Annotated in this window: 21 protein-coding genes; 18 read left to right on the top strand and 3 right to left on the bottom strand. The window is 66.3% G+C overall.

Going from position 1 to position 21,639, the window contains the following annotated elements:
- The first annotated feature begins 47 nt into the window (after positions 1 to 47).
- The 3 genes from AU185_RS19910 (at position 48) to AU185_RS19920 (ending at position 5,304) form a co-directional block, all read left to right on the top strand.
- The gene (locus AU185_RS19910; protein WP_059101317.1) at positions 48 to 4,004 is read left to right on the top strand and encodes a DNA-directed RNA polymerase subunit beta'; all 3,957 of its coding nucleotides are present in this window, start codon (positions 48 to 50) and stop codon (positions 4,002 to 4,004) included.
- A 162-nt stretch (positions 4,005 to 4,166) separates the two neighbouring features.
- Positions 4,167 to 4,811, top strand: coding sequence for a dihydrofolate reductase family protein (locus tag AU185_RS19915; protein ID WP_059101318.1), 645 nt, complete (start codon positions 4,167 to 4,169; stop codon positions 4,809 to 4,811).
- Between the two features lie 85 nt (positions 4,812 to 4,896).
- Positions 4,897 to 5,304 carry a cupredoxin domain-containing protein gene (locus AU185_RS19920; RefSeq protein WP_059101319.1) on the top strand — a complete coding sequence of 136 codons (408 nt, stop codon included), beginning with the start codon at positions 4,897 to 4,899 and terminating at the stop codon, positions 5,302 to 5,304.
- Between the two features lie 66 nt (positions 5,305 to 5,370).
- On the opposite strand, the gene AU185_RS19925 is transcribed toward AU185_RS19920, so the two are convergent.
- Positions 5,371 to 6,003, bottom strand: a complete 633-nt coding sequence (locus AU185_RS19925; protein WP_286143238.1) for a maleylpyruvate isomerase family mycothiol-dependent enzyme — start codon at positions 6,001 to 6,003, stop codon at positions 5,371 to 5,373.
- A 32-nt stretch (positions 6,004 to 6,035) separates the two neighbouring features.
- On the opposite strand from AU185_RS19925, the gene AU185_RS19930 reads away from it, so the two are divergent.
- The 6 genes from AU185_RS19930 (at position 6,036) to AU185_RS19955 (ending at position 12,304) form a co-directional block, all read left to right on the top strand.
- Positions 6,036 to 6,788, top strand: coding sequence for a deoxyribonuclease IV (locus AU185_RS19930; RefSeq protein ID WP_059101320.1), 753 nt, complete (start codon positions 6,036 to 6,038; stop codon positions 6,786 to 6,788).
- A gap of 148 nt (positions 6,789 to 6,936) precedes the next feature.
- Positions 6,937 to 8,106, top strand: a complete 1,170-nt coding sequence (locus tag AU185_RS19935; protein WP_172800407.1) for a phosphatase PAP2 family protein — start codon at positions 6,937 to 6,939, stop codon at positions 8,104 to 8,106.
- A gap of 47 nt (positions 8,107 to 8,153) precedes the next feature.
- Positions 8,154 to 9,782: an acyl-CoA dehydrogenase family protein gene (locus AU185_RS19940; RefSeq protein ID WP_059101321.1), complete on the top strand. Its 1,629-nt coding sequence runs from the start codon at positions 8,154 to 8,156 to the stop codon at positions 9,780 to 9,782.
- Between the two features lie 88 nt (positions 9,783 to 9,870).
- Positions 9,871 to 10,809 carry a crotonase/enoyl-CoA hydratase family protein gene (locus tag AU185_RS19945; RefSeq protein ID WP_059101322.1) on the top strand — a complete coding sequence of 313 codons (939 nt, stop codon included), beginning with the start codon at positions 9,871 to 9,873 and terminating at the stop codon, positions 10,807 to 10,809.
- Between the two features lie 20 nt (positions 10,810 to 10,829).
- Positions 10,830 to 11,543, top strand: a complete 714-nt coding sequence (locus tag AU185_RS19950; RefSeq protein ID WP_502687993.1) for a PaaX family transcriptional regulator C-terminal domain-containing protein — start codon at positions 10,830 to 10,832, stop codon at positions 11,541 to 11,543.
- Positions 11,540 to 12,304 (top strand): crotonase/enoyl-CoA hydratase family protein, encoded by a 765-nt coding sequence (locus AU185_RS19955; protein WP_059101324.1) that lies wholly within the window; start codon positions 11,540 to 11,542, stop codon positions 12,302 to 12,304. The genes AU185_RS19950 and AU185_RS19955 overlap by 4 nt, the downstream gene beginning before the upstream one ends.
- 3 nt (positions 12,305 to 12,307) lie before the next feature.
- On the opposite strand, the gene AU185_RS19960 is transcribed toward AU185_RS19955, so the two are convergent.
- Together AU185_RS19960 and AU185_RS19965 are read right to left on the bottom strand one after the other, a co-directional pair.
- The gene (locus AU185_RS19960; RefSeq protein WP_059101325.1) at positions 12,308 to 12,736 is read right to left on the bottom strand and encodes a DUF3060 domain-containing protein; all 429 of its coding nucleotides are present in this window, start codon (positions 12,734 to 12,736) and stop codon (positions 12,308 to 12,310) included.
- A complete protein-coding gene (locus AU185_RS19965) occupies positions 12,733 to 13,167 on the bottom strand; it encodes a DUF3060 domain-containing protein (RefSeq protein WP_059101326.1) in 435 nt (144 codons plus the stop codon). Before AU185_RS19965 ends, AU185_RS19960 begins: the two co-directional genes overlap by 4 nt.
- A gap of 87 nt (positions 13,168 to 13,254) precedes the next feature.
- On the opposite strand from AU185_RS19965, the gene AU185_RS19970 reads away from it, so the two are divergent.
- The 9 genes from AU185_RS19970 to AU185_RS20010 all read left to right on the top strand — a co-directional run bounded on the left by AU185_RS19970 (position 13,255) and on the right by AU185_RS20010 (position 21,639).
- On the top strand, positions 13,255 to 13,788 hold the full coding sequence (locus AU185_RS19970) for a DUF3558 domain-containing protein (RefSeq protein ID WP_059101327.1): 534 nt from the start codon (positions 13,255 to 13,257) through the stop codon (positions 13,786 to 13,788).
- Positions 13,785 to 14,312, top strand: a complete 528-nt coding sequence (locus AU185_RS19975) for a DUF3558 domain-containing protein (protein ID WP_502687994.1) — start codon at positions 13,785 to 13,787, stop codon at positions 14,310 to 14,312. Before AU185_RS19970 ends, AU185_RS19975 begins: the two co-directional genes overlap by 4 nt.
- Positions 14,313 to 14,389: 77 nt before the next feature.
- Positions 14,390 to 14,977 carry a TetR/AcrR family transcriptional regulator gene (locus AU185_RS19980; protein WP_059101329.1) on the top strand — a complete coding sequence of 196 codons (588 nt, stop codon included), beginning with the start codon at positions 14,390 to 14,392 and terminating at the stop codon, positions 14,975 to 14,977.
- 332 nt (positions 14,978 to 15,309) lie between these two features.
- On the top strand, positions 15,310 to 15,684 hold the full coding sequence (gene rpsL / locus AU185_RS19985; protein WP_014209181.1) for a 30S ribosomal protein S12: 375 nt from the start codon (positions 15,310 to 15,312) through the stop codon (positions 15,682 to 15,684).
- Positions 15,684 to 16,154, top strand: coding sequence for a 30S ribosomal protein S7 (rpsG, locus tag AU185_RS19990; RefSeq protein WP_059101330.1), 471 nt, complete (start codon positions 15,684 to 15,686; stop codon positions 16,152 to 16,154). Before rpsL ends, rpsG begins: the two co-directional genes overlap by 1 nt.
- A gap of 101 nt (positions 16,155 to 16,255) precedes the next feature.
- On the top strand, positions 16,256 to 18,361 hold the full coding sequence (gene fusA / locus AU185_RS19995) for an elongation factor G (RefSeq protein ID WP_082683989.1): 2,106 nt from the start codon (positions 16,256 to 16,258) through the stop codon (positions 18,359 to 18,361).
- A gap of 88 nt (positions 18,362 to 18,449) precedes the next feature.
- Positions 18,450 to 19,640, top strand: coding sequence for an elongation factor Tu (gene tuf / locus AU185_RS20000; protein WP_059101331.1), 1,191 nt, complete (start codon positions 18,450 to 18,452; stop codon positions 19,638 to 19,640).
- Between the two features lie 193 nt (positions 19,641 to 19,833).
- On the top strand, positions 19,834 to 20,706 hold the full coding sequence (locus tag AU185_RS20005; RefSeq protein ID WP_059101332.1) for a cutinase family protein: 873 nt from the start codon (positions 19,834 to 19,836) through the stop codon (positions 20,704 to 20,706).
- Between the two features lie 99 nt (positions 20,707 to 20,805).
- Positions 20,806 to 21,639 carry an SHOCT domain-containing protein gene (locus AU185_RS20010; protein ID WP_059101333.1) on the top strand — a complete coding sequence of 278 codons (834 nt, stop codon included), beginning with the start codon at positions 20,806 to 20,808 and terminating at the stop codon, positions 21,637 to 21,639.

Raw genomic sequence — 21,639 nt, forward strand, 5'->3', positions numbered from 1 at the left:
GTGGTGCCTAATAGTATTTCTAGTCCCGAAAGGGGAAAGGGAGTTACGTGCTAGACGTCAACTTCTTCGATGAGCTCCGGATCGGTCTCGCCACCGCCGACGACATCCGTCAGTGGTCCTACGGCGAGGTCAAGAAGCCGGAGACCATCAACTACCGCACGCTGAAGCCGGAGAAGGACGGCCTGTTCTGCGAGAAGATCTTCGGACCGACTCGCGACTGGGAGTGCTACTGCGGCAAGTACAAGCGCGTCCGCTTCAAGGGCATCATCTGTGAGCGCTGCGGCGTCGAGGTGACCCGCGCCAAGGTGCGCCGCGAGCGGATGGGCCACATCGAGCTGGCCGCACCCGTCACGCACATCTGGTACTTCAAGGGTGTGCCGTCGCGGCTGGGCTACCTGCTCGACCTGGCGCCGAAGGATCTCGAGAAGATCATCTACTTCGCCGCCTACGTCATCACCGCCGTCGACGACGAGATGCGCCACAACGAGCTCTCCACGCTGGAGGCGGAGATGGTCGTCGAGCGCAAGGCCGTCGAGGATCAGCGCGATCTCGACCTGGCCGAGCGGTCGCAGAAGCTCGAGGCCGACTTGGCCGAGCTGGAGAAGGAAGGCGCCAAGAGCGACGTGCGCCGCAAGGTGCGCGACGGTGGCGAGCGTGAGATGCGTCAGATCCGCGACCGGGCCCAGCGTGAGCTGGACCGGCTCGAGGAGATCTGGAACACCTTCACCAAGCTGGCGCCCAAGCAGCTCATTGTCGACGAGGTGCTCTACCGCGAACTGCAGGACCGCTACGGCGAGTACTTCATCGGCGCGATGGGTGCCGAGGCGATCAAGAAGCTCATCGAGAACTTCGACATCGAGGCAGAGGCCGAAGAGCTGCGCGAGGTCATCCGAAGTGGCAAGGGGCAGAAGAAGCTTCGCGCGCTGAAGCGGCTCAAGGTGGTCGCGGCGTTCCAGCAGTCGTCCAACTCGCCGATGGGCATGGTGCTCGACGCGGTTCCGGTGATCCCGCCGGAGCTGCGGCCGATGGTGCAGCTCGACGGTGGCCGGTTCGCCACGTCGGACCTCAACGACCTGTACCGCCGCGTGATCAACCGCAACAACCGGCTCAAGAGGCTGATCGATCTCGGCGCGCCCGAGATCATCGTCAACAACGAGAAGCGCATGCTTCAGGAGTCGGTGGACGCGCTGTTCGACAACGGCCGCCGCGGCCGCCCGGTCACCGGGCCGGGCAACCGTCCGCTGAAGTCGCTGAGCGATCTGTTGAAGGGCAAGCAGGGCCGGTTCCGCCAGAACCTGCTCGGTAAGCGTGTCGACTACTCGGGCCGTTCGGTCATCGTGGTCGGCCCGCAGCTCAAGCTGCACCAGTGCGGTCTGCCGAAGCTGATGGCGCTCGAGCTGTTCAAGCCGTTCGTGATGAAGCGCCTGGTGGATCTCAACCACGCGCAGAACATCAAGAGCGCCAAGCGGATGGTCGAGCGTCAGCGTCCGCAGGTGTGGGACGTCCTCGAAGAGGTCATCGCCGAGCATCCGGTGCTGCTGAACCGCGCACCGACTCTGCACCGCCTCGGTATCCAGGCTTTCGAGCCGCAGCTGGTGGAGGGCAAGGCCATTCAGCTGCACCCGCTGGTCTGCGAGGCGTTCAACGCGGACTTCGACGGTGACCAGATGGCCGTGCACCTGCCGCTGTCGGCGGAGGCGCAGGCCGAGGCTCGCATCCTGATGCTGTCGTCGAACAACATCCTGTCGCCGGCGTCGGGCCGACCGCTGGCCATGCCGCGTCTGGACATGGTGACCGGCCTGTACTACCTGACGACGATGATCGACGGGGACCCCGGCGAATTCACGTCTGCCGCCAAGGATCAACCGGAGACCGGCGTGTACAGCTCGCCGGCCGAGGCGATCATGGCAATGGACCGCGGCGCGCTGTCGGTGCGGGCCAAGATCCGGGTGCGGCTGACGCAGCTGCGTCCGCCCGCCGACATCGAGGCCTCGACGTTCCCGGACGGATGGAAGCCGGGCGACGCCTGGACCGCGGAGACCACGCTGGGCCGGGTGCTCTTCAACGAGCTTCTGCCGCAGGGGTATCCGTTCGTCAACGAGCAGATGCACAAGAAGGTCCAGGCGCGGATCGTCAACGATCTCGCCGAGCGCTACCCGATGATCGTGGTCGCGCAGACTGTGGACAAGCTCAAGGACGCCGGCTTCTACTGGGCCACCCGTTCGGGTGTCACCGTGTCGATGGCCGACGTGCTGGTGCCGCCGCAGAAGCAGGAGATCCTGGACCGCTACGAGAAGGAAGCGGACCAGATCGAGAAGAAGTACCAGCGCGGTGCGCTCAACCACGACGAGCGCAACGACGCACTGGTCAAGATCTGGCAGGACGCCACCGAAGAGGTCGGCGAGGCCCTGCGGGCGCACTACCCGACGGACAACCCGATCATCACGATCGTCGATTCGGGTGCCACGGGTAACTTCACGCAGACCAGGACACTGGCCGGCATGAAGGGTCTGGTGACCAACCCGAAGGGTGAGTTCATTCCGCGTCCGATCAAGTCCTCGTTCCGCGAGGGCCTGACGGTGCTGGAGTACTTCATCAACACCCACGGCGCGAGAAAGGGCCTAGCAGATACTGCGCTCCGCACAGCCGACTCGGGCTACCTGACGCGTCGTCTGGTCGACGTGAGCCAGGACGTCATCGTGCGCGAGACCGACTGCGAGACCGAGCGCGGCATCACGGTCACGCTCGCCGAGCCGCAGGGTAGCGGCAAGGATGCGGCCTTGGTGCGCGATCAGCACATCGAGACGTCGGCCTACGCGCGGACGCTGGCCACCGACGCCGTCGACGCCAAGGGCAACGTGGTCGTCGAGCGCGGCCACGACCTGGGCGACCCGGCGATCGAGGCGCTGTTGGCCGCGGGCATCACCGAGGTGAAGGTCCGCTCCGTGCTGACCTGCGCGACGGGCACCGGCGTGTGCGCGATGTGCTACGGCCGCTCGATGGCGACCGGCAAGCTCGTCGACATCGGCGAGGCGGTCGGCATCGTCGCCGCGCAGTCCATCGGCGAGCCCGGCACGCAGCTGACCATGCGCACGTTCCACCAGGGCGGCGTGGGTGAGGACATCACCGGTGGTCTGCCCCGCGTGCAGGAGCTGTTCGAAGCCCGTATCCCGCGGAACAAGGCGCCGATCGCCGACGTCACCGGCCGGGTGCGGCTCGAGGAGGGCGAGCGCTTCTACAAGATCACCATCATTCCCGACGATGGTGGCGAGGAAGTGGTGTACGACAAGCTCTCCCGTCGTCAGCGCCTGAAGGTGTTCAAGCACGACGACGGCACCGAGCGTCTGCTCACCGACGGCGACCACGTCGAGGTCGGGCAGCAGCTGATGGAAGGTGCGGCCGACCCGCACGAGGTGCTCCGTGTCCAGGGCCCCCGCGAGGTGCAGATCCACCTCGTCAAGGAGGTCCAGGAGGTCTACCGCGCTCAGGGCGTGTCGATCCACGACAAGCACATCGAGGTCATCGTCCGGCAGATGCTGCGTCGCGTCACGATCATCGACTCGGGTTCGACGGAGTTCCTGCCCGGCTCGCTGACCGAGCGTGGCGAGTTCGAGACCGAGAACCGTCGGGTGGTCGCCGAGGGCGGCGAGCCGGCGGCCGGTCGTCCGGTGCTGATGGGCATCACGAAGGCGTCGTTGGCCACCGACTCGTGGCTGTCGGCGGCGTCGTTCCAGGAGACCACCCGCGTGCTGACCGATGCGGCGATCAATTGCCGCAGCGACAAGCTGCAGGGTCTGAAGGAGAACGTGATCATCGGCAAGCTGATCCCGGCCGGTACGGGTATCAACCGGTACCGCAACATCCAGGTGCAGCCGACCGAAGAAGCCCGCGCTGCGGCGTACACGATCCCGTCCTACGAGGATCAGTACTACAGCCCGGACTTCGGCCAGGCCACCGGTGCCGCGGTGCCGCTGGACGACTACGGCTACAGCGACTACCGCTAGTCACGAGAAAGCCCCGGGTTCGCCCCGGGGCTTTTTCGTGTCGCTTACACAATGTCGTGCTGAGGGCGCCGTCGAGGATATATATGCACGGAAACGCTGTCAGGCCGACATTGTGATCGTGACCCGCGATGAGGTCCACCGTCCCGGGTGGTCTAACTAGGCGTGACCCAACTTCTCAAGGTTCAGAACTTCAACGTCTCGCGCGACGGATTCGGCGCGGGGGAGAACCAAAGCTTTGAGCGACCGTTCGGCCACGCCGATCCCGGTGACATGTTCGCGTGGGCGGGCGCGACGGCAAGCTGGCCCAACCGCACGGACCCGGGCGGTACCCGCGGGCTCGACGACTACCTGACGCGCGACTTCCACCACAACATCGGCGCGGAGATCATGGGCCGCAACAAGTTCGGCCCGCAGCGTGGCCCATGGCGAGATCACGAATGGCTTGGCTGGTGGGGCGACGAGCCGCCGTTCCACACCCCGGTCTTCGTCATGACGCATCACGAACGGCCGTCGTTCACGCTGTCGGACACGACATTCCACTTCATCAATGCCGATCCGGCCACGGTTCTCGAGCGGGCGAAGGCGGCCGCCGGCGGCAAGGACGTCCGCCTGGGTGGCGGGGCCACCACCATCCGGGAGTTCCTCGACGCGGGGCTCGTCGACACGCTGCACGTGGCCGTCTCACGGGTGGAACTCGGTTCGGGGTCGCGTCTCTGGGATTCGCCGGACGAACTCGACGACCGGTTTCACCACGAGGTCGTGCCCAGCCCCAGCGGCGTCACCCATCACCTGTTCTGGCGGCGCTGAGCTCCGCTGCGTCTTCGCAGTAGACGGACGTTTGGTGTCGGTGCGATGCTTTACGTGCGCGCTTCGTCGTTACCAGGGGGCGAACATGATGCGACACGTCGCGATGATGCTCATGTCGATAGCGCTCGTCGGGGGTGTGGCTGCATGCGGTGGCGACGATTCGTCGGAGCCGGTGACGACAGGTGGCCAGGCCCCGACAGCCGAAACGGCGTACTCGCCGAGTCCAACCCCCGTTGCGCCGGCGGGCCCGGAGATCGTGATCACCGATTACGCCTTCGCCGTCCCGCCGTCGGTGAAGCCGGGTGAGCGGATCACCGTTGTCAACAAGGCCGACGGAGCCCACTCTGTTACAGCCGATCAGGGCAATCTGTTCGACATCCGGGTGTCCGGCGGGGGCGGCATTTCGACGTTGGTGGCGCCGGCCCAGCCCGGGAGCTACGCATTTCACTGCAAATACCACGCCAACATGGCGGCAACGCTGACGGTCCAGTAACCAGTGAACGCCGCCGCGTGCGGGGGCTTTTACGTGCCGACTGTGAAACTGGCGACGGTTTCTGGCTCAGAACGTCGTCAGATTCACACGCGGCGTGTGTCGTCCCGATGCCGCGAGGAGCAGGTCGAGTGCGGGCGCGCGCACCTCGGGGCCGTCGCCGACAGAAAGGTCGAAATCCGTTGCACTGAGGCGTACCCGGGCGACGAGCTCCTTCGCGCCGCCGAATTTCGCGGACATGCCGGCAAGGCAGTGCAACGATCTGGCCACCGCCTCCTGCGGATAGGCGCGGGTGAGTCCGAGCGGCCGGCGGATGTCCTCGCCGTGGAGGACCTCCTCGACGATGCGGGTGTCGAGCGGCGCGGGCGGAGTCGACGTCCGGGCCGCCACCGCGCGCAGTCGCTGCAACGTCTGCTGCGGCGTGGCGCCGCGCGCACGCTCGATGCCCTGCGCGTTCTGCCTGTCGAAGTCGAAGCGAGCCTTCGCCATCGCCACGATGAAGCCCAACCGCGTCGTCGTCGCCACGTCGACCATGTGAGCGGCCACGTCGTGCACGCTCCACCCGGCGCACAAGGAGGGCTGCGCCCACTGGGCGTCGTCGAGGCGTTCGAGGTCGGCGATCAGCGCTCGCCGCTCCGCATGAACCAGCGGCCACACATCGTTGGGCATGAAAGAGGGACCCGCCTCGCTGGCGAGACTCATCGCTGTCGGCCGGCCCGCCTAGACTCGGCATCGTGCTTATCGGTTCGCATGTTCACGGAGACGACCCCCTGGCCGACGCCTCGGCGGACGGCGCCGACGTGGTGCAGTTCTTCCTCGGCAACCCGCAGAGCTGGAAGAAGCCCAAGCCGCGCGAGGACGCCGCCGTACTCAAGGCGTCGAGCATGCCGCTCTACGTGCACGCGCCGTACCTGATCAACGTCGCATCGGCCAACAACCGGGTGCGTATCCCGTCGCGCAAGATCCTGCAGGACACCTGCGACGCGGCGGCCGATGTCGGCGCGACGGCGGTCATCGTGCATGGTGGCCACGCCGACGACAACGACTACGAAGCCGGCTTCGAGCGCTGGGTCAAAGCGCTCGACTACCTCGAAACCGACGTGCCCGTGTATCTGGAGAACACCGCGGGCGGCGACCACGCGATGGCCCGCCACTTCGACGTCATCGGCCGGTTGTGGGACCACATCGGCGACAAGGGCATCGGGTTCTGCCTGGACACCTGCCACGCCTGGGCCGCAGGCGAAGGGCTGATCGACGCCGTCGACCGCATCAAGGCGCTGACCGGGCGCATCGATCTGGTGCATTGCAACGACTCGCGCGACGCCGCCGGTTCCGGCGCCGACCGGCACGCCAACTTCGGTACCGGTCAGATCGACCCGCAGCTACTGGTGGCGGTCGTCAAAGCGGCCGACGCGCCGGTGATCTGCGAGACCTCGGACGAGGGCCGCAAGGACGACATCGCGTTCCTCCGCGAGCACTGTGGCTGACCGGGCTGGCTGACCGCCTGGTCGACCGGTCGCTTGAGCACAGTGCCGTAACAAAAACGGCCTTCAAATTTTCGGTGGCGTGGCGGTTAACTAGGATCTTCGGCGGGAACAGGCGGTACTGATCGCCGACCGGCATCGAGAGGCTCTTGTGTCCGCCATTGACCAGCAGTCACTTGTGCTGACAGAAGCGACTGCCCCCGCTCCCAAGCGCCGTCGGTGGCTCCGGATCCTGCGCTGGGTCGCGATTGGAATCTGGGCCGCGGTCATCATCTATCGCACGGCAACCGACGGCTTCGCATTCAACCGCGAGTTGGTACTGCTCTACGTCTGTACGGGGTTGGCCGCCGCGAGCATCGGTCAAGGCCGCCGCATGTTGTACATCATTCGCGACTGGCTGCCGTTCGCGGTGGTGCTCATCGCCTACGACCTCAGCAGGGGCGCGGCGGACATGATCGGCCGGCCGACGTTGTGGGAGTGGCCCGTTGACGTGGACCGGTGGCTGTTCTTCGGGACGGTGCCGACCGTGTGGCTGCAGGAACAGCTGAAGCTTCCGCATCCGCCCTGGTGGGAAGTCGTCATCAGCTGCGTCTATATGTCGTTTTTCATCCTGCCCTACGTGGTGGCCGGCGTGCTGTGGCTGCGCGACCGCGAGGAATGGAAGGCTTTCGTCCGGTTGTTCGTCGGGCTGTCATTCGCCGGATTGGCGATCTACGCACTGCTTCCCGCCGCACCGCCATGGGCCGCCGCGCGCTGCACCCCGGCCGACATCGCCGACGGCCCGGCCAATCCCCGGTGCATGTTTCGGTCGGCCCGCGGCGTGCCCGACGGCGGTCTGCTCGGCGCCATGGATACCACGCGGGACGGCGCCAACGACTGGATCGAGCGGATCGTCGGACGGGGCTGGGGCAAGCTGAACCTCCACTCCGCCACTGCACTGCTCGACCAGGGGCAGGCCAGTGTCAACCTGGTCGCCGCCATTCCGTCGCTGCATGCCGCCATGACCGCCGCCGTCGCGATGTTCCTGTGGAGCCGGGTGCACCGGGGTTGGCGACCGCTGTTGGTGATCTACCCGCTGGTCATGGCTTTCACCTTGGTGTACACCGCCGAGCACTACGTCATCGACATTCTGCTGGGCTGGGCGTTGGCCGTGGCCATGATCGTCGCGCTCAACCGGTATCAGGCGTGGCGAGCCCGAAAACCCAACAAGACCAGTGAAGTCACGCAAGAGCAGGGCACCGGGGACGACAGCGGTTGCGCGGAGTCCCCCGACGAGCCGCGTGAGGAAACGGTCGTGCCCAGCGTGCGCGTCGGGGACTGACTGTTACGAGTATTGTGCGACTGTAGGGAAAGTGTAATATCGACGTCATGCCAGACACGCACGTCGTCACCAACCAAGTCTCCCCGCTGGAGGATTACAACCCGGCGACGTCGCCGGTGCTCACCGAGGCGCTGATCCGCGAGGGCGGCGAGTGGGGCCTCGACGAGGTCACCGAGCTGGGCGCGCTGTCGGGGTCACGGCAGGCGCAGCACTGGGGCGAGCTGGCCGACCGCAACCAACCGATCCTGCGCACCCATGACCGCTACGGGCATCGCGTCGACGAGGTCGAGTACGACCCCGCCTACCACTCGCTGATGACCGTCGCCGTCGGCCACGGGCTGCACGCCGCACCGTGGGCCGATGACCGGCCCGGCGCCCACGTCGTGCGCGCGGCCAAGACATCGGTGTGGACGCCCGAGCCGGGACACATGTGCCCGATCTCGATGACCTACGCCGTCGTGCCCGCGCTGCGTCACAACCCCGAGTTGGCGGCGGTGTACGAGCCGCTGTTGGTGAGCCGCGAGTACGACCCCGAACTGAAGGTGCCCACCACCAAGGCCGGCATCACCGCGGGGATGTCGATGACCGAGAAGCAGGGCGGCTCCGACGTGCGCGCCGGGACGACCGAGGCGACCCCGAACGCTGACGGCAGCTACTCGCTGCGCGGCCACAAGTGGTTCACCTCGGCGCCGATGTCCGACATCTTCCTCGTGCTGGCGCAGGCGCCGGGCGGGCTCTCATGCTTCCTGCTGCCGCGGGTGCTGCCCGACGGCAGCCGCAACCGGATGTTCTTGCAGCGGTTGAAAGACAAACTGGGCAACCACGCCAACGCATCGTCGGAGGTGGAGTACGACGGCGCGATCGCGTGGCTCGTCGGCGAAGAGGGCCGCGGCGTGCCGACCATCATCGAGATGGTCAACCTCACCCGGTTGGACTGCACGCTGGGCAGCGCAACCAGCATGCGCAACGGCCTGGCCCGCGCGATCCATCACGCACAGCATCGAAAAGCGTTCGGCGAGTATCTGATCGATCAGCCGCTGATGCGCAACGTGCTGGCCGACCTCGCTGTCGAGGCCGAGGCGGCGACGATCGTCGCGATGCGCATGGCCGGCGCGACCGACGCCGCCGTGCGCGGCGATGCCCGCGAGACGCTGCTGCGCCGAATCGGCTTGGCGGCCAGCAAGTACTGGGTGTGCAAGCGCGCCACCCCGCACGCCGCCGAAGCGATGGAATGCCTCGGCGGTAACGGCTACGTCGAGGATTTCGGTATGGCGCGGCTGTACCGGGAAGCGCCGCTGATGGGCATCTGGGAAGGCTCGGGCAACGTCAGTGCGCTCGATACGTTGCGCGCCATGGCGACTCGGCCGGAGTGCATCGACGTGCTGTTCGACGAGCTTGCCGTCACGGCGGGCTCTGATCCGCGCCTGGACGCCCACGTCGACGCGTTGCGGCCGGCCCTGGGCGACCTGGAGACCATCCAGTACCGCGCCCGCAAGGTCGCCGAGGACATCAGCCTCGCGCTGCAGGGGTCGCTGCTGGTGCGCCACGGACATCCCGCGGTCGCCGAGGCGTTCCTGGCCACCCGGATGGGCGGAGCGTGGGGCGGTGCATTCGGAACCCTGCCCACTGGGCTCGATCTTGCGCCGATCATCGAACGCGCCCTGGTGAAGGGATGACGCCCCTGGGCGAGAAGACGCAAATTGCCCTATTTCCGCGCCATTTCGGGGCACTTTGCGTCTGTTCGCGCGGGATGGTGAGCCCGGTATGACGCACGCGATCAGGCCCGTCGACTTCGACGATCTCAAGACGATGACCTACGAGGTCACCGATCGGGTCGCCCGCATCACGTTCAACCGGCCGGAGAAGGGCAACGCGATCGTCGCGGACACGCCACTGGAACTGTCGGCACTCGTCGAACGGGCCGACCTCGACCCGAACGTGCACGTGATCCTCGTTTCCGGGCGGGGCGAAGGGTTCTGCGCAGGATTCGACCTGTCGGCGTACGCCGAGGGCTCATCGTCGGCCGGTGGCGGCAACCCGTACCGCGACACCGTGTTGTCGGGCAAGACGCAGGCCGTCAACCATCTGCCGGATCAGCCGTGGGATCCGATGATCGACTATCAGATGATGAGCCGGTTCGTTCGCGGCTTCTCCAGCCTGATGCGTTGCGACAAGCCGACGGTCGTCAAGATCCACGGCTACTGCGTCGCGGGCGGAACCGACATCGCGCTGCATGCCGACCAGGTGATCGCGGCGGCCGACGCCAAGATCGGCTATCCGCCGACCCGCGTCTGGGGAGTGCCGGCGGCGGGGATGTGGGCACATCGGCTCGGCGATCAGCGAGCCAAACGCCTTCTGCTGACCGGCGATTCGATCACCGGCGCGCAGGCCGCGGAATGGGGGCTGGCGGTGGAGGCGCCCTCGCCGGAGGACCTCGACGAGCGCACAGAGCGACTGGTCGAGCGGATCGCGCGCGTGCCGATCAACCAGCTGATCATGGTCAAACTGGCGATGAACTCGGCGCTGTACAACCAGGGCACCGCGAACAGCGCGATGATCTCGACCGTGTTCGACGGCATCGCGCGACACACACCCGAAGGGCATGCGTTCGTCGCACAGTCACGGGAACACGGTTTCCGCGAGGCGGTGCGGCAGCGTGACGAACCGTTCGGCGACCACGGCCGCAAGACATCCGGGGTGTGATGCCGAAGTCGCTTTCGCGGATGACGGCCCGCTCAGTTGTGTTGAGCGTGCTGCTCGGCGCGCACCCGGCATGGGCCACGGTCAGCGAACTGCTCCGTCTCACGGCTGATTTCGATATCCGCGAGCCGACCGTCCGGGTCGCGCTGACACGAATGGTCAGCGCCGGCGACCTGGTGCGTTCGGCGGATGGCTATCGATTGTCGGACCGGCTGTTGGCGCGGCAGCGTCGCCAGGACGACGCCATCAATCCGCGGCTGCGCACGTGGGACGGCGACTGGACAACGGTGGTGATCACCAGCGTCGGCACCGACGCCCGGACTCGCGCCGCACTGCGCAACGCCTTGCACGACGGCCGGTTCGCCGAGTTGCGGGAAGGGGTGTGGCTGCGGCCCGACAACCTCGACGCCGAATTGCCGCCGCAGGTGTTGGGGCGGGCACGGGTATTGCAAGCCCGTGACGCCGAGCCCGCGGAGTTGGCGGCCCGGCTGTGGGACCTGCCGGGTTGGGCGCGGACCGGTCGGGCGCTGCTCGACGAAATGGGTTCGGCCGCTGAGGTACCCGGGCGTTTCGTCGCGGCCGCCGCGATCGTCCGCCACCTGCTCACCGATCCGGTACTGCCGGAACAACTGCTGCCCGACGACTGGCCCGGCGCTGCGCTGCGCCAGGCGTACACCGACTTCGCCGCGGAGTTGTCCGCGCGGCGCGACAGTGACCGACTGATGGAGGCGACATGACAGGTGGGGTACGGGTCGAGAAGAACGGTGCCGTCACGACCGTGATCATGAACCGGCCCGAGGCTCGCAACGCCGTCAACGGTCCGGCCGCCGCGGGGCTGTACGCGGCCTTCGACGAGTTCGACAAGGACGACTCGGCGGCCGTCGCGGTTCTGTGGGGGGACAACGGGACCTTCTGCGCCGGAGCGGATCTCAAGGCGTTCGGCACGCCCGACGCCAACCCCGTGCATCGCACCGGCCCCGGTCCAATGGGGCCGAGCCGAATGGCGTTGTCCAAGCCGGTGATCGCCGCTGTCAGTGGCTACGCGGTCGCGGGCGGTCTGGAATTGGCGCTGTGGTGCGACATGCGCGTCGTCGAGGAGGACGCGGTCATGGGTGTGTTCTGCCGCCGCTGGGGGGTGCCGCTGATCGACGGTGGCACGGTGCGGTTGCCGCGGCTGATCGGGCACAGCCGCGCAATGGATCTCATCCTCACGGGCCGCGCCGTCGATGCGGCCGAGGCCCTCTCGATGGGTCTGGCCAACCGGGTGGTGCCCAAAGGTGAAGCGCGCCAACGGGCAGAGGAACTTGCCGCCGAACTCGCCACGCTGCCGCAGCAGTGCATGCGCGCCGATCGACTGTCGATGCTCAACCAGTGGGGACGTGCGGAGGCCGAGGCGATGGATTTCGAGTTCGGCAGCATGTCGCGCGTGGCCGCCGAATCACTGGAAGGGGCAGCACGTTTCGCGGCCGGTGCGGGTCGGCACGGAGCCAGCGCCTGACAGTCAGGCCTTGGTGATCTTGTTGTTGGTGCCGGTGTCGTTGATCTTCGGATCACCGTCCTGATATGTCACGGTGTTGTTCAGGCCGACGACGCTGATCTCCTTGTCGACCTTTTCGAAGTTGACCTTGTTGTCCGCACCGCCGATGTTCACGTTGGAACAGGTGCCCTTGACGGTCAGCGTGTTGTTGGACCCGCCGATGTTGAGCGATTTGCCGTCGGCGCAGTCGATGTCGGCCGTGGTGCCGAACGAGCCGTAGTTGATCGTGTTGCCGATCTCGACCTGGGCGCCCGACGTCCCCGCCGTCGCGGTCGGCCTGTTGGTGTCGCTGCTCTCGGATCCGCAGCCGGCGAGCAGCAGCGCGGCCGCGGCGGCGCCCCCGGCAACCGTCGCGGCGATGTAGCGGGACAGGGAATGCGTGCTTGTGCTCATGCGGGTACCCGATTGATGCGGTTGGTCATGCCCAGTTCGCGTCCGCGGTCCAAGACCACCGGCGCTCCGTTCTTGTACAGCACGGTCTGGTCCCAGCCGTAGACCGTCACATCGTTGATGACGTTGTCGGCTACGACGACGTGGCCGCTGCCCTGCACCGTCACCCCCCAGCAGGTGCCCAGCGCGGTGATCTGATTACCCGTGCCATTGACGAGCAGAGTGGAGTTTTTGCAGTCGATCGTCTCAACGAGGCCGATACCCGTGATGTGGGTGTCAGTCCCCCGGTGGGCGCCGACGACACCGGTGTCGGCGCAGTTACGCGCCAACGGGTTGCAGACCACCGGTTGCGCATACACGCCCGGAGCGGTGAGGATCAGCGGAAACACGACGGCGGATGCCGTAAGTGCCCGGGCGACAACAGTCCACATCATGGGGGAGAGCGTACGTGGCCGGATGCCGGTCTTGGCATGGTTCGTCGGAGTCGCCATGAACGCCGGCGCTGGGTAGCGTGAGCGGCGATGGGTTGGCGGGTCGGTTCGATTGCTGTCGCGGCGATCGTAGCGGTGGTGACGGTGGCAGGGTGTGCTGAGACCGTCGAGGGAAGCGCGCAGCGGGCTCATCCCGACGGACCCGATTCCGAGCGCAACTACGGCTACGCCAACGACCGATGCGCTCTGCTCGACGACGACACCGTCCGCGACATCCTGGGCGCCGATCGCGTCATGCGGCCCTACAGCGGTGCGGTCTGCCAGTACGTGTTGTTCAGTGGCGACGCGATAATCGACGCCACATTCTCCTGGTTTCAGACCGGCAGCCTCGACCGCGAACGCGAGCTGGCCACCAAGCGGGGCGCGAAAATAACCGAGGCCGTGGTCGAACGTCATCAGGCGTTCGTGGCGCGGCGGGACATCACCGGCGCCGCCTGCTCGGCCACCGCCGCGGCCGGCGGCGGGGTGTTGAGTTGGTGGCTGCAGCGGCGCGACCAGTCTGTCGGTGACCCGTGCGTAGATGCGGAAAGACTCCTGTCCGCCACGCTGAAGTCGGAGATGTGACAGTGGCCGTCTGTCGCGGGATCGCCGCGCTGGCCGCCACGGCGGCGCTGCTCACCGCGTGTGGGTCGTCCGACGACGCGCCCCCGACCGCGTCGCCGACGGCCGTCGACAGCGGTTTCCGCAGCGTCGACTGCAACGGCATCACCGACGGCGACATCGCCGCGGCCGCCGGCTCCGCGCAGTTCACCAGGGCCGTCGTCAGCGACGCGGGCTGTTTCTGGCAGGAGAACACCGTGTTCGGCACGGTCGGCGCCGGGATGGGCATCTCGACCTGGTGGTATCGGGGCAGTGACATGGACACCGAGCGGTCGTTGGAACAGCACGCCGGCCGCACGCTCACCGAACTGTCGGTCGACGGCAACAAGGGGTTCAAGGCGTTCGACGGGAACGCGTGCAGCTTCTACGTGGCCAAGGGCGGCGACGTGATCACCTGGTCGATCCAGACGATGAATCCGGCGACGCTGCCCGATCTGTGCTCGATCACCAAGAAACTCGCCGAGCTCAGTCAGGAGCGCGTCAACTGAGTCGGAGGAAACTAGAGGTGTTAGTTTTCTCCGGGATCAATCGGGAACCGACGAGACGGCAAGGGGGCGACGCGCGCATGGCACAGCCCTCCGGCACGCCGACCAGGCGATCGCCTCGACTCAGTCGCGACTCGATCGTCAACGCAGCGCTCACATTCCTGGACCGCGAAGGCTGGGACGCGTTGACCATCAACGCGCTGGCCACCCAGCTCGGAACCAAGGGCCCGTCGCTGTACAACCACGTCGACAGCCTCGAAGACCTGCGCAGAACGGTGCGGATGCGTGTCGTCGGCGACATCATCGGCATGCTCACCAATGTGGGCGAGGGCCGCACCCGCGACGACGCGGTGACGGCCATGGCCAGCGCGTATCGCAGCTACGCCCATCACCACCCGGGTCGCTATTCGGCTTTCACCCGGATGCCGTTGGGCGGCGACGATCCCGAATTCACCGAGGCCACCAGGGCGGCGGCCGCACCCGTCATCGCAGTGCTGGCGTCCTACGGGCTCGAAGGCGAGAACGCGTTCTATGCGGCGCTGGAGTTCTGGTCGGCCATGCACGGGTTCGTGCTGCTGGAGATGACCGGAGCGATGGACGGCATCGACACCGACGCGGTGTACAGCGACATGGTGATGCGGTTGGCCTCCGGCATGGAACGTCGGTAGACGCACAAGCGAGCCGTCGGCATGAAGGTAACCTGACCTGCGGTTAGTGCGCGGCCAACGGGTTTGGAGCGCTGCCCCCGTGCTGGTATTGTGGACGATCGTGCCTGGCAGATAAGGCGCATTGCGGGTGCGGTTGTCAACAGGACCTGCGAAGCGTGCCTGCACGCCGGGCCAATTCGCATGTCGCCATGCCCTGAGAATTGAGGCAATGCCTTCGATTGTCTCGGGCGGGCGTGTGCGACACACCCGATCGCGGGGTACGTGACCGGGACAAAAGTGCAGTACTCCAGACTTGACCAGAACTTCAGAGCAGCAACACAGAAAGCCGGTAGATGCCAACCATCCAGCAGCTGGTCCGCAAGGGTCGCCGCGACAAGATCGCCAAGGTGAAGACCGCGGCCCTCAAGGGCAGCCCGCAGCGTCGCGGAGTGTGCACCCGCGTGTACACCACCACGCCGAAGAAGCCGAACTCGGCACTTCGCAAGGTCGCGCGCGTCAAGCTGACCAGCGCGGTCGAGGTCACCGCCTACATCCCGGGTGAGGGCCACAACCTGCAGGAGCACTCGATGGTGCTGGTGCGCGGCGGTCGTGTGAAGGACCTGCCGGGTGTGCGCTACAAGATCATCCGCGGCTCGCTGGACACCCAGGGCGTTAAGAACCGCAAGCAGGCTCGTAGCCGCTACGGCGCGAAGAAGGAGAAGAGCTGATGCCGCGCAAGGGACCCGCGCCCAAGCGTCCGTTGGTCAACGATCCGGTGTACGGGTCGCAGCTGGTCACCCAGCTGGTCAACAAGGTTCTCCTGGACGGGAAGAAATCGCTGGCCGAGCGCATTGTTTATGGTGCGCTCGAACAGGCCCGCGACAAGACCGGCACCGACCCGGTGGTCACCCTCAAGCGGGCCATGGACAACGTCAAGCCGGCGCTCGAGGTTCGTAGCCGCCGCGTCGGCGGCGCCACCTACCAGGTTCCCGTCGAGGTGCGGCCGGACCGTTCGGTGACGCTCGCGCTGCGCTGGCTGGTCAGCTTCTCCAAGCAGCGCCGCGAGAAGACCATGATCGAGCGCCTGGCAAACGAGATCCTCGATGCCAGCAACGGCCTGGGTGCCGCCGTCAAGCGGCGTGAGGACACCCACAAGATGGCCGAGGCAAACCGCGCGTTCGCACACTACCGCTGGTGATTTAACCGCCGGCGTGCCGGAGTCGCGAAGCGACGACATAAGGCACAGCGCGCCGCGGTCGACAGACCCGAAGCAACTACCAAGCGAAAGAGAAGACTTCTGTGGCACAGAAGGACGTGCTTACCGACCTGAACAAGGTCCGCAACATCGGCATCATGGCGCACATCGATGCCGGCAAGACCACGACGACCGAGCGCATCCTGTACTACACCGGCGTCAACTACAAGATCGGTGAGACCCACGACGGCGCTTCGACCACCGACTGGATGGAGCAGGAGCAGGAGCGGGGTATCACGATCACCTCCGCGGCCGTCACCTGCTTCTGGAACGACAACCAGATCAACATCATCGACACCCCGGGCCACGTCGACTTCACCGTCGAGGTGGAGCGCAGCCTGCGCGTACTCGACGGCGCCGTCGCAGTGTTCGACGGCAAGGAAGGCGTGGAGCCGCAGTCCGAGCAGGTCTGGCGGCAGGCCGACAAGTACGACGTTCCGCGCATCTGCTTCGTCAACAAGATGGACAAGCTGGGCGCCGACTTCTACTTCACCGTGCGCACCATCGAGGAGCGTCTCGGTGCCACGCCGCTGGTCATCCAGCTGCCGATCGGCGCCGAAAACGACTTCATCGGCATCGTCGACCTGGTCGAGATGAGGGCCAAGGTGTGGCGCGGCGAGACCGCGCTCGGCGAGAAGTACGAGGTCGAGGACATCCCGGCCGAGCTCGCCGAGAAGGCCGAGGAGTACCGGACCAAGCTGCTCGAGGCGGTCGCCGAGACCGACGAGGAGCTGTTGGAGAAGTACGTCGGCGGCGAGGAGCTCACGGTCGCCGAGATCAAGGCCGCGATCCGCAAGCTGACCGTCAACTCCGAGCTGTACCCGGTGTTGTGCGGCAGCGCGTTCAAGAACAAGGGCGTGCAGCCCATGCTGGACGCGGTCATCGACTACCTGCCTTCACCGCTGGACGTCGAGTCCGTGCAGGGTCATGTGCCCGGCAAAGAGGACGAGGTCATCAGCCGCAAGCCGTCGGTCGACGAGCCGTTCTCGGCCCTGGCGTTCAAGATCGCGGTGCACCCGTTCTTCGGCAAGCTGACCTACGTCCGCGTCTACTCCGGCACCGTCGAGTCCGGTTCGCAGGTCATCAACTCCACCAAGGGCAAGAAGGAGCGGCTGGGCAAGCTGTTCCAGATGCACGCCAACAAGGAGAACCCCGTCGAGCGTGCCTCGGCAGGCCACATCTACGCCGTCATCGGACTCAAGGACACCACCACCGGTGACACGCTGTCCGACGCCAACGAGCAGATCGTGCTGGAGTCGATGACCTTCCCCGATCCGGTGATCGAGGTGGCCATCGAGCCCAAGACCAAGAGCGACCAGGAGAAGCTCGGCACCGCGATCCAGAAGCTCGCCGAGGAGGACCCGACGTTCAAGGTCCACCTGGATCAGGAGACCGGCCAGACCGTCATCGGCGGTATGGGCGAGCTTCACCTCGACATCCTCGTCGACCGGATGAAGCGCGAGTTCAAGGTCGAGGCCAACGTCGGCAAGCCGCAGGTGGCCTACCGCGAGACGATCAAGCGCAAGGTCGAGAAGGTCGAGTTCACCCACAAGAAGCAGACGGGTGGCTCGGGCCAGTTCGCCAAGGTGCTCATCGACCTCGAGCCGTTCACCGGCGAGGACGGGGCGACCTACGAGTTCGAGAACAAGGTCACCGGCGGCCGTATCCCTCGCGAGTACATCCCGTCGGTGGACGCCGGCGCTCAGGACGCCATGCAGTACGGCGTGCTGGCCGGCTACCCACTGGTCAACCTCAAGGTGACGCTGCTCGACGGCGCGTACCACGAGGTGGACTCGTCGGAAATGGCCTTCAAGGTCGCAGGTTCGCAGGTGCTCAAGAAAGCGGCACAGGCTGCGCAGCCGGTGATCCTCGAGCCGATCATGGCGGTCGAAGTGACCACACCCGAGGACTACATGGGTGACGTGATCGGCGACCTGAACTCCCGCCGTGGTCAGATCCAGGCCATGGAGGAGCGATCCGGTGCCCGCGTCGTCAAGGCGCAGGTGCCGTTGTCGGAGATGTTCGGCTACGTCGGCGACCTTCGGTCGAAGACCCAGGGCCGGGCGAACTACTCCATGGTGTTCGACTCGTACGCAGAAGTTCCGGCGGCCGTGTCGAAGGAGATCATCGCGAAGGCGACGGGTCAGTAATCGGACCCGTCGTTACCGCGGCGAGAAACAACTGCAAAGATCAACACTGCTTTAGACAAGCACCAACACAGTCCAGGAGGACCACACAGTGGCGAAGGCGAAGTTCGAGCGGACGAAGCCGCACGTCAACATCGGGACCATCGGTCACGTTGACCACGGCAAGACGACGCTGACCGCAGCAATCACCAAGGTGCTGCACGACAAGTTCCCCGAGTTGAACGAGTCGCGCGCATTCGACCAGATCGACAATGCGCCTGAGGAGCGTCAGCGCGGCATCACGATCAACATCTCCCACGTGGAGTACCAGACCGACAAGCGTCACTACGCGCACGTCGACGCCCCCGGTCACGCCGACTACATCAAGAACATGATCACCGGCGCCGCCCAGATGGACGGCGCGATCCTGGTGGTCGCGGCGACCGACGGTCCGATGCCGCAGACGCGTGAGCACGTGCTGCTCGCCCGCCAGGTCGGCGTGCCCTACATCCTGGTCGCGCTGAACAAGGCCGACGCCGTCGACGACGAGGAGCTCATCGAGCTCGTCGAGATGGAGGTCCGCGAACTGCTGGCCGCCCAGGAGTTCGACGAGGACGCCCCGGTCATCCGCGTGTCGGCGCTCAAGGCGCTCGAGGGCGACGAGAAGTGGGTCAAGTCGGTCGAGGAGCTCATGGAGGCCGTCGACGAGTCGATCCCGGATCCCGTCCGCGAGACCGACAAGCCGTTCCTGATGCCCGTCGAGGACGTCTTCACGATCACCGGCCGCGGCACCGTGGTCACCGGTCGCGTCGAGCGTGGCGTGATCAACGTGAACGAGGAAGTCGAGATCGTCGGCATCCGTCCGGACACCACCAAGACCACGGTCACCGGTGTCGAGATGTTCCGCAAGCTGCTCGATCAGGGTCAGGCCGGTGACAACGTCGGTCTGCTGCTGCGCGGCATCAAGCGTGAGGACGTCGAGCGCGGCCAGGTCGTCGTGAAGCCCGGCACCACCACGCCGCACACCGACTTCGAGGGCCAGGTCTACATCCTGTCCAAGGACGAGGGTGGCCGGCACACGCCGTTCTTCAACAACTACCGTCCGCAGTTCTACTTCCGCACCACCGACGTGACCGGTGTGGTGACGCTGCCGGAGGGCACCGAAATGGTGATGCCCGGTGACAACACCGACATCTCGGTGAAGCTGATCCAGCCCGTCGCCATGGACGAGGGTCTGCGCTTCGCGATCCGCGAGGGCGGCCGTACCGTCGGCGCCGGCCGGGTCACCAAGATCATCAAGTGATCTGATCTCTGCGCGAGCAGACGGAAAATGCCCCGAAACCGAGAGGTTTCGGGGCATTTTGCGTCTTGCCACCGGGTTGGCGGCGCTCAGCGTCGGGTGGCCGCCGCTTTCGCGAGGTGCGGTGTAACGGCTGAGACGACTGTGACGATGTACCTTCCGACTGCCCTGGTCGGGGCGCGGAAGGGTTGGGTTCATGCTTCGTCGTCTCACTACGCTCGCCAGCGCGACCGCGATCGCCGGTGCCGCATTCGCCGGCCTTTCAGTAGGGCTGGCGCAAGCCGCTCCGGGTTGCCCCGACGTGCACTGGTTCGGCGCGGCGGGCTCCGGTCAGCGTGACGGCGACCTGACCGCGAACGCCGGAATGGGCGACGACATCTATCAGTCCTACCTCGATCTGCGGCAGCTGGTCCAGCGCGATGGGCGCACGATGACCGCGGAGGCCGTCGAGTACCCCGCCGTCGCGGTGCCCGATGACGATGGCGGCGTCGGGGAGTGGCTGGGCTTCATGAGCAGTGTGGACGCCGGCGCCGCGGCGCTCGGCTCGCAGTACACGGCGTTCACACAGCGCTGCCCGGAGTCCAAGGTGGTGCTCGCCGGATACTCACAGGGCGCGATGGTGGTACACCGCAACCTGCACGCGGCCGGTACGAACCCGAATATGGTTGCCGCGCTGCTGATCGCCGACGGCGACCGGCTGCCCGCCGACCCGACCATCAACATCGGCTCGGTCACCAGTGTCCCGGGCGCCGGAAAGGGCGTTGCGCAGGATTGGCCGATCCTGGCCCACGCTCCGCAACCGCTGCCACCGGCCATCGGCGCCCGCACGATCAGCGTGTGCGAACTCGGCGACGCGGTCTGCGACTACGACCCGGACGCCGAGGAAGTGTCGAAGGTGTCGACCGTCATCCACACCAGCTACACGACCGCCGCGGGTGGGTACCGGTGGACGAAACCGCTGTATCAACTCGTCGGACCCGCGCCCGCGACGACGGAGGCGCCCGAGACCCTTCCGATCACACCACTGGGCGCGACGACGTCTCTGCAGGCAACGGCCACGTCCGAGTAATCATCAGTCGGTCCAAAGCACGCTCTTTTGTAGCCTCGCCGACGGCGGTTCGGCGATAATCTGACACGCAGTCGCGGACGACGGGAGCGTGGCAGACAGATGTTGTGGCGTTACATCAAGGTCCAAGCGTTCGTGTTGCTGTGCGGCATCGTCGGACCGATATTCCTGGTGATCTACTTCGCGACCGGTGGCGATCCGCTGATGAAGTGGATGTTCTGGGCGGGTCTGCTCATCACCGCCGTCGACGTGCTGATCGCGTTGGCGATCACCGCCGCGGGCGCGAGGCCAAGCGCTAAGACCGCCGCCCTCGAGCAGACCGGGGTGCTCGCGCTGGCTCAGGTCACGGGCATCCACGAAACGGGCACGCGGATCAACGAACAGCCACTGGTGAAACTCGACCTGCAGATCTCCGGGCCCGGTATCGCGCCGTTCGCCAGCCAGGACCGGGTGCTCGCCTCGATCACCAGGCTGCCGATGATCACCAACCGCAAACTGGTCGCACTGGTGGACCCGATGACCAACGAATATCAGATCGACTGGGAGCGAAGCGGTTTGGTCAGCGGGCTGATGCCAGCCAACTTCACCATCGCCGAGGACAACCGGACGTACGACCTGACCGGTCAGACCGCGGCGCTGATGGAGATCCTGCAGATCCTCAAGGCGCACAACATCGGCCTGAACAACATGATCGACCTTCGTTCCAACCCCGCTGCCCGGCAACAAGTTCAAGCGGTCGTGCGACGAGCCGCCGCCCAGCAGGCGCCGGCCGCGACCGCCCCGCCGGCTTCCTCGGCGCCGGCTGCCTCGCCGATCGCGGCACCGGAGCCGTCGACTGCCCAACGTCTGCAGGAACTCGAGACGTTGCGCGCCACCGGCGCGATCTCCGAAGACGAGTACACCGCCAAGCGGCAGCAGATCATCGCCGAGCTCTGA

Origin of the sequence: Mycobacterium sp. GA-0227b (genome assembly GCF_001499855.1) — a bacterium.
In the GTDB taxonomy this organism is placed as follows: Bacteria; Actinomycetota; Actinomycetes; order Mycobacteriales; family Mycobacteriaceae; genus Mycobacterium.

Coding starts and splice junctions, on each gene's coding strand:
- AU185_RS19940 (WP_059101321.1), top strand. CDS start 8,154: ATGCCAGACACGCACGTCGTCACCAACCAAGTCTCCCCGCTGGAGGAT.
- AU185_RS19950 (WP_502687993.1), top strand. CDS start 10,830: ATGACGGCCCGCTCAGTTGTGTTGAGCGTGCTGCTCGGCGCGCACCCG.
- rpsG (WP_059101330.1), top strand. CDS start 15,684: ATGCCGCGCAAGGGACCCGCGCCCAAGCGTCCGTTGGTCAACGATCCG.
- AU185_RS19955 (WP_059101324.1), top strand. CDS start 11,540: ATGACAGGTGGGGTACGGGTCGAGAAGAACGGTGCCGTCACGACCGTG.
- AU185_RS20010 (WP_059101333.1), top strand. CDS start 20,806: ATGTTGTGGCGTTACATCAAGGTCCAAGCGTTCGTGTTGCTGTGCGGC.
- AU185_RS19970 (WP_059101327.1), top strand. CDS start 13,255: ATGGGTTGGCGGGTCGGTTCGATTGCTGTCGCGGCGATCGTAGCGGTG.
- AU185_RS19965 (WP_059101326.1), bottom strand. CDS start 13,167: ATGATGTGGACTGTTGTCGCCCGGGCACTTACGGCATCCGCCGTCGTG.
- AU185_RS19925 (WP_286143238.1), bottom strand. CDS start 6,003: ATGAGTCTCGCCAGCGAGGCGGGTCCCTCTTTCATGCCCAACGATGTG.
- rpsL (WP_014209181.1), top strand. CDS start 15,310: ATGCCAACCATCCAGCAGCTGGTCCGCAAGGGTCGCCGCGACAAGATC.
- AU185_RS19960 (WP_059101325.1), bottom strand. CDS start 12,736: ATGAGCACAAGCACGCATTCCCTGTCCCGCTACATCGCCGCGACGGTT.
- AU185_RS19980 (WP_059101329.1), top strand. CDS start 14,390: ATGGCACAGCCCTCCGGCACGCCGACCAGGCGATCGCCTCGACTCAGT.
- AU185_RS19920 (WP_059101319.1), top strand. CDS start 4,897: ATGATGCGACACGTCGCGATGATGCTCATGTCGATAGCGCTCGTCGGG.
- AU185_RS19945 (WP_059101322.1), top strand. CDS start 9,871: ATGACGCACGCGATCAGGCCCGTCGACTTCGACGATCTCAAGACGATG.
- AU185_RS20005 (WP_059101332.1), top strand. CDS start 19,834: ATGCTTCGTCGTCTCACTACGCTCGCCAGCGCGACCGCGATCGCCGGT.